At 72.5% G+C, this 6,660-nt stretch carries 7 protein-coding genes; all 7 read left to right on the top strand.

Translation table 11 applies throughout. From position 1 onward, the window contains the following. A partial coding sequence (locus tag HMPREF3086_RS14160; protein WP_246831008.1) for an NlpC/P60 family protein occupies positions 1–786 on the top strand: 786 nt, incomplete at its 5' end. 88 nt (positions 787–874) lie between these two features. Then, positions 875–1,939: an AAA family ATPase gene (locus tag HMPREF3086_RS14155; RefSeq protein ID WP_063935174.1), complete on the top strand. Its 1,065-nt coding sequence runs from the start codon at positions 875–877 to the stop codon at positions 1,937–1,939. Beyond that, the gene (locus HMPREF3086_RS14150) at positions 1,936–2,919 is read left to right on the top strand and encodes a DUF58 domain-containing protein (protein WP_070722495.1); all 984 of its coding nucleotides are present in this window, start codon (positions 1,936–1,938) and stop codon (positions 2,917–2,919) included. Before HMPREF3086_RS14155 ends, HMPREF3086_RS14150 begins: the two co-directional genes overlap by 4 nt. Beyond that, positions 2,916–3,896, top strand: coding sequence for a VWA domain-containing protein (locus HMPREF3086_RS14145; protein WP_070722493.1), 981 nt, complete (start codon positions 2,916–2,918; stop codon positions 3,894–3,896). The genes HMPREF3086_RS14150 and HMPREF3086_RS14145 overlap by 4 nt, the downstream gene beginning before the upstream one ends. 65 nt (positions 3,897–3,961) lie before the next feature. Then, a complete protein-coding gene (fabG1, locus tag HMPREF3086_RS14140) occupies positions 3,962–4,693 on the top strand; it encodes a 3-oxoacyl-ACP reductase FabG1 (protein ID WP_070722492.1) in 732 nt (243 codons plus the stop codon). Position 4,694: 1 nt separating this feature from the next. Beyond that, positions 4,695–5,552 (top strand): NADH-dependent enoyl-ACP reductase InhA, encoded by an 858-nt coding sequence (gene inhA, locus HMPREF3086_RS14135; protein WP_070722489.1) that lies wholly within the window; start codon positions 4,695–4,697, stop codon positions 5,550–5,552. Positions 5,553–5,556: 4 nt separating this feature from the next. Then, on the top strand, positions 5,557–6,621 hold the full coding sequence (locus tag HMPREF3086_RS14130) for a ferrochelatase (RefSeq protein ID WP_070722487.1): 1,065 nt from the start codon (positions 5,557–5,559) through the stop codon (positions 6,619–6,621). The last annotated feature ends 39 nt before the right edge of the window (positions 6,622–6,660 follow it).

The raw sequence follows: 6,660 nt of genomic DNA, 5'->3' as shown, positions 1-6,660 counted from the left end.
GGCCCCGCCCCGGGGATCGATGCCGAGGCCGAGGCGATGCGCGCCGAGGCCCTGCAGGTCCTCGCCGCCGATCCGGGGGCGGGCGAGCAGGCTGCCGACATCGCGTCCGCCCTACCCGCCCACCTCGACCTCGGCGCCGTGCGCCAGTTCGCCGGCGGGTCGTCGGACCAGGCCACCCGCGCTCTCGGCGGGGCGGTGGGAGGCGCTGTCGACGCCGGCAGCGTGGGTGCCGCCGTCGACGCGGGTATCCGCGGTGACACCGAGGCGATCGTGGAACAGGTCGCCGACGCGATCGGACGCGCCGACCTCGGTTCGATCGCCCAGGGGCCCGCCGCGCCGGGCACCGGCCACGGCGGAGATGCGGGCACGCCCTCGAGCAACGCACGAGTGGAGACCGTCATCAACCGCGCGCTCTCCCAGCTCGGCGTCCCGTACGCCTGGGGTGGGGGAGACGCGAACGGGCCCACGCGCGGCATCCGCGACGGTGGCGTCGCCGACAGCCACGGCGACTACAAGAAGATCGGCTTCGACTGCTCCGGGCTGATGATCTACGCATTCGCCGGGATCGGGAAGGCCCTGCCGCATTACACCGGTTACCAGTACACCGCCGGCCCCCAGTACCCGGTGGCCACCCGCCAACGCGGCGACATGTTGTTCTGGCCCGGTCACGTGGCGCTGTACCTCGGTGACGGCAGGATGGTGGAGGCCCCGCAGTCGGGTGACGTCGTGAAGATCTCGCCCGTCCGCATGGCCGGCATCTCACCCATGGTGGTCCGGCTGGTCTGAGCCGCGCAGCGGTACTGTCGTCCCCAGCCCGTTCGGACGGCCCGGGCGGGCGCCCGGAACACCCGACCACGCGAAGGAGCCCTCCGCGGTGAGCGATCCCCACCCCGACCATCCGACCCAGGCCGCCGCGTCCCCCGCGGTCAGCGCCCCGACCGCCGCCGAGGACGCCCGGCTCCTCGAGCGCGCGGTCTACGAGGTCAAGAAGGTCGTGGTGGGCCAGGACCGCCTGATCGAGATGATCCTGGTCGGTCTGCTCTCTCGCGGCCACATCCTGATCGAGGGCGTGCCAGGCGTCGCCAAGACGCTGACCGTGGAGACCTTCGCCTCCGTGGTGGGCGGGAGCTTCCGCCGTCTGCAGTTCACCCCGGACCTCGTCCCCGCGGACATCGTGGGCACCCGCATATACCGCCAGGGGCGCGAGGAGTTCGAGGTCGAGCTCGGCCCGATCCTGGCCAACTTCGTCCTGGCGGACGAGATCAACCGCGCCCCGGCGAAGGTCCAGTCGGCGCTGCTGGAGGTGATGGCGGAGGGGCACGTCTCCATCGGCGGGCAGACCTTCCCCATGCCGAGCCCGTTCCTCGTGATGGCCACGCAGAACCCCATCGAGAGCGAGGGTGTCTACCAGCTTCCGGAGGCCCAGCGGGACCGCTTCCTGTTCAAGCTCGTGGTGGACTACCCGAGCCCCGAGGAGGAGCGCGAGATCGTCTACCGGATGGGTTCCACCCCGCCGACGCCCACGCAGGTCCTCGGCGTGGACGCGCTCGTGCGGCTGCAGAACGCGGTCCGCGAGGTGTTCGTCCACCACGCGCTGGTCGACTACGTCGTCCGGGTCACCATTGCCACCCGGGAGCCCGCCCGGCACGGACTCGAGGACGTCGCCCGGTGGCTGTCCTACGGCGCCTCACCGCGCGCCACCCTCGGTGCCGTCACCGCCGCCCGCGCCCTCGCCCTGGTTCGGGGCCGCGACTACGTCGTCCCCCAGGACGTCGTGGACGTCCTGCCGGCCGTGCTCCGCCACCGACTCGTGCTCACCTACGACGCACTGGCCGACGAGGTCTCCGCCGACACCGTGGTCCGCCGGGTGCTCGAGGCGGTTCCCCTCCCGCAGATCAGCGCGGTCCCCGCCCAGGCCGGCCCGCCGCCGTCACGGTGACCACCGCGGACGAGGGCAGGCGCGACGACCCGGTCGACGCGTCCTCCCGCGCGGCCCTGACCCAGCTCGAGCTGCTCGTCACGCGCCGCCTCGACGGTGTCCTCAACGGCGACCACCGAGGGCTGCTCCCGGGGCCGGGCACCGAACCGGGGGAAGCGCGCGCCTACGAACCGGGCGACGACGTCCGCACGATGGACTGGTCGGTCACCGCCAGGACCACCGTGCCCCACATCAGGCAGACCATCGCGGACCGTGAGCTCGAGACCTGGCTCGTCGTCGACCTCACGCCGAGCCTCGACGTGCAGGGCCGCCACGGCGTGAAGAGGCGTCTGGTCGAGGCGGCGGTCGCGACCGTCGGGTTCCTCTCCGCCGGCGGCGGCAGCCGCGTGGGGATGGTCCTCACCGGGGACGGGCGGCCGCGGGTCCTCCCGGCCACCGGAGGGCGCGACCACGTCCGGCGGCTCCTCGAGGAGGTCTCGCGGTACCCGGCCCAGGTCTCTCCCGGGGGCGCGCTCGACGACTGCCTCCACGCGGTCCGCAACGCCGCGCGTCGCCACGGTCTCGTGGTGGTCATCTCCGACTTCCTGTCCGAGGTGGACTGGGAGCGCTCCCTGCGCGTGCTCGGCACCCGCCACGAGTTCCTCGCGGTCCACGTGGCCGACCCGCTCGACATCACCCTGCCGGTCGTCGGCGCGGCCCTCCTCCAGGACCCCGCCACCGGCGAGGTCCTCGAACTGGACGTCGACGACGCCCTCGCGGCCGACTACCGCCGCGCGGCCGGCGAACACCGCGAGCGCGTCCACTCCGCCCTGCGACGGTGCGGTGCGCCGGTACTCGCGCTGCGCACCGACCGCGACTGGATCCGCGACGTCATCGACTTCGTGGGCATCCGACGCCGCGGTGGGCTGCCGACCGGCGACAGCGTGACCAGGGACCTGCCCGACGACCACCGCCCGAAGGGGGAGGTGACGAACCGGTGAGCCTGTCCGAGTTCCAGCACCCGCTGTGGCTGATCCTGCTGATCGTCCCGGTCGCCCTCGGCGTCGGGTACGTCATCGCCCTGCGCTCCAAGAAACGGCGCACCGTCCGCTTCGGCAACTTCGGCTCCCTGCGTGCCGTCGACCGCCGCGGTCGCCGATGGTTCACTCACGTCCCCGCGGTGCTCCTGGTGCTGTCCCTGCTGGCGCTCGTCGTGGCCCTGGCCGGCCCACAGAGAGAACAGCAGGTGCCACGGAACCGGGCGACCGTGATGCTCGTCGTCGACGTCTCCCTGTCCATGGAGTCCACCGACGTCTCCCCGTCGCGCCTCGAGGCCGCGCAGCAGGCCGCCACGACATTCGCGGGCAACCTCACCCCGGGAGTCAACCTCGGCCTCGTCTCCTACGCCGGCACCGCCTCGATGCTCGTCGCGCCCACCACCGACCGGGGCCCGGTCGTCCGCGCCGTCGACCGACTCAGTCTCGACGAACGCACCGCCACCGGCGAGGCCATCTACACCGCCACCCAGGCCATCACCACGTTCACCGAGAGCCTCGGCGGCCCCGACCAGGCCCCGCCCGCCCGGATCGTCCTCCTCTCCGACGGCAAGGAGACCGTCCCGGCCGACCCCACCGAGGAGCGTGGCGCGTTCACCGCCGCCGAGCGCGCCGCCGAGGCCGGGATCCCCGTCTCCACGATCTCGTTCGGCACCCTCTACGGCACCGTCGACATCCAGGGTCGGCCCCAGCCGGTCCCCGTCGACGACGCCTCCCTGCGCACCATCGCCGAACTGTCCGGCGGCGACTTCTTCACGGCGTCGACCCTCGAGGAACTGGACTCGGTGTATCGCACCCTCGAGGAGCAGATCGGCTACGAGTGGAAGAAGGCCGACGCCTCGCGGCCCTGGCTCATCGTCGGCTCCCTACTCGCCATGACGGCGGCGGCGGGCTCGCTGACCGCGCACCGGCGGATCCCGTGAGGCCCGGCGGGCCGGCGGAACGCACCAGCGCCGGGCCCGCCGGCCCGGCTCGCTAGGGTGGGGGCATGGTTTCCGAGAGCACGCACGGCACCACCCCGCGAACAGTCCTCGTGACCGGGGGCAACCGCGGGATCGGGCGCGCCGTGGCCACCAGGCTCCACGCCGACGGCCACCGGGTGGCCGTCACCCACCGGGGCTCCGGCGCCCCCGACGGACTCTTCGGGGTGCGGTGCGACGTCACCGACCCCGCCTCCGTCGACGCCGCGTTCACCGCGGTCGAGGCCGAGTACGGGCCGGTCGAGGTGGTCGTTGCCAACGCCGGCACCACCGAGGACACCCTCCTCATGCGCATGAAGGACGAGCAGTTCACCCGCGTGCTCGACGCCAACCTCGCGGGGGCGTTCCGTGTGGCCAAGCGCGCCTCGCGCGGGATGCTGCGCGCCCGCTTCGGCCGCCTGATCTTCATCGGCTCCGTCGTGGGCCAGTCCGGCACCGCCGGTCAGGTCAACTACGCCTCGTCCAAGGCCGGGCTCATCGGGATGGCCCGTTCGCTCACCCGCGAGCTGGGTTCGCGGGGCATCACGGCAAACGTCGTCGCACCGGGTTTCATCGACACCGACATGACCGCGGGGCTGGACGACAAGACGCAGGAGATGGCCGTCGCGGCCATCCCGCTCGGACGCAAGGGCTCGGCCGACGACGTGGCCGGGACCGTGAGCTTTCTCGCCGGCGACGACGCCGGATACATCTCCGGGGCCGTGATCCCGGTCGACGGCGGAATGGGAATGGGGCACTGACATGAGCCGGAACGAGACGGACGCCACGGTCGCCTCCGGCGATACACCCGCGACCGGCGGCGGACTGCTGGCCGGCCGGACGATCCTCGTCACGGGCGTCATCACCGACGCCTCGATCGCCTTCCACATCGCCAAACACTGCCAGCTGCACGGCGCGAAGGTCATCCTCACCGCGTACGGTCGGCCCTCCCTCGTCAAGGCGATCGCCAAGCGCCTGCCCGAACGCCCCCCGGTGATCGAGCTGGACGTGCAGAGCGAGGACGACCTCGCCGCGCTGGCCGACCGGGTCCGCGAACACGCCGATTCGCTCGACGGCGTCGTCCACTCGATCGGGTTCGCGCCGCCCAGCTGCCTCGGGGACCCGTTCCTCGACGCGCCCTGGAAGGACGTGGCCGTCGCGCTCGAGGTCTCGGCCTACTCGTACTCCGCCCTGGCCAAGGCCACCAGGCCACTGCTCAACCGGGGCGCGTCGATCATCGGACTCGACTTCGACCCGCGGTTCTCCATGCCCTTCTACAACTGGATGTCGGTCGCCAAGAACGCGCTCGAGGCCGTCAACCGCTACGTCGCCCGCGAACTCGGCCCCGAGGGCGTGCGGTCCAACCTCATCGCCGCCGGCCCCGTCAAGACCCTCGCGGCCAAGGCGATCGCCGGCGAGGCGCTCGGCCCCGGCGGCGAACTGGACAGGATGCAGGACGAGTGGGACCGGCGGGCGCCGCTCGGCTGGGACGTGAACGACCCCACCCCTGTGGCGACGACGGCCGTCGCCCTGCTCTCCGACCTCATGGCCGCCACGACCGGCACCGTCATCTACGCCGACGGCGGCGCCGGGACCGTTTCCTTCAGCGGACAGGAGTAGCCACATGACGGCATCGACCGATACCCCCTCCACCCCGGGCGCCACCTCCGGGCAGGTGGACGCCCTACTGGTGCTCTCGTTCGGTGGACCCGAAGGCCAGGACGACGTCATCCCGTTCCTCGAGAACGTCACCCGCGGCCGCGGGATCCCGCGCGAGCGCCTCGAGGAGGTGGCCACGCACTACCGGCACCTCGGCGGTCGCAGCCCCATCAACGACCTCAACCGCGAGATCATCGCCAACGTCGAGGCCGAGCTGGCGGACCGCGGCCGCGACCTGCCCGTGTACTTCGGCAACCGCAACTGGACGCCGATGGCCGAGGACACCGTCCGACAGATGGTCGCGGACGGGGTCCGCAACGCCGCCGTCTTCGCCACCTCCGCGTGGGGCGGGTACTCCGGCTGCGCGCAGTACCAGGAGGACATCGCCCGCGCCCGCGAGCAGGTCGAGGGCGCGCCCACCATGGTGCGGCTCCGCCAGTTCTACGATCACCCGCTGTTCATCGAGCGGTTCGCCTCCGACCTGCGGGAGGCCATCGCCTCCACCGCGCCGGGGGCCCGGGTGATCTTCACCGCCCACTCCGTGCCCACGTCGGCGGACGAGGCGGCCGGTCCGCCGTCCCTCGGCGGCCACCTCTACAGCCGTCAGGTCGCCGAGGCGTCGCGTCTCGTCGCCGAGGCGGCGGGCGTCGCCGACTACGACCTGGTCTGGCAGTCCCGCTCCGGTCCGCCGAGCGTGCCGTGGCTCGAGCCGGACGTCGTGGACCACGTGAGCGAGCTGGCCACCTCGAACGGCGTCACGGACGTGGTGATCGTCCCGATCGGATTCATCTCCGATCACGTCGAGGTCATCTGGGACCTGGACACCGAGCTCGTCGACGAGGTCCGCGAGCTGGGGGTCACGGTCACGCGGTGCGCCACGCCGGGTCCGAGCCGTGAGTTCGCCCGGATGGTGCTCGAGCTCCTCGACGAGGTCGAGACCGGGTCTGCTCAGGACCGCCCCGGTTCCGTACCCGCCCTCGGCCGGAACCGCGACGGCGCCCGCTGCGCCCTCGGCTGCTGCGGGGGCTGACGGCGGCCGACTAGTGGGCATCTCCGTTAGTTCGTCGGG

Source organism: Dietzia sp. HMSC21D01 (assembly GCF_001815995.1).
Classification (GTDB): domain Bacteria; phylum Actinomycetota; class Actinomycetes; order Mycobacteriales; family Mycobacteriaceae; genus Dietzia; species Dietzia cinnamea.
This window is presented reverse-complemented; position numbering and strand designations above follow the sequence as displayed.